This is a genomic window from Citrobacter sp. CK191, assembly GCF_030333435.1.
Classification (GTDB): domain Bacteria; phylum Pseudomonadota; class Gammaproteobacteria; order Enterobacterales; family Enterobacteriaceae; genus Citrobacter_B; species Citrobacter_B koseri.
On record NZ_JAOWFX010000016.1, the window covers coordinates 1 to 299 of the forward strand.

General features: G+C 48.8%; 1 tRNA gene and 1 other RNA gene. Both read left to right on the plus strand.

Annotation, left to right across the window (positions count from 1 at the left end):
* Nucleotides 1-5: 5 nt before the first annotated feature.
* Nucleotides 6-174: non-coding RNA, RtT sRNA (locus OGV82_RS03850), on the plus strand.
* Nucleotides 175-219: 45 nt separating this feature from the next.
* Nucleotides 220-295 (plus strand) — tRNA-Lys (locus OGV82_RS03855).
* Nucleotides 296-299 lie beyond the last annotated feature (4 nt).

A 299-nucleotide genomic window follows, 5' to 3' on the forward strand; every position in this document is an offset into this window, starting at 1 on the left:
GTCGTTAGCTCAGTTGGTAGAGCAGTTGACTTTTAATCAATTGGTCGCAGGTTCGAATCCTGCACGACCCACCAGTTTTAGCATCACACTCAGATGTTAAGCGTGAAGGATAACGTTGCATCAGCAACGGCCCGAAGGGCGAGGCGAAGCCGAGTCATCCTGCACGACCCACCAATTTTAAATTGGTGCCGAGTAAAATCTTTCAGGTAACACCCGTATGGGTCGTTAGCTCAGTTGGTAGAGCAGTTGACTTTTAATCAATTGGTCGCAGGTTCGAATCCTGCACGACCCACCAGTTT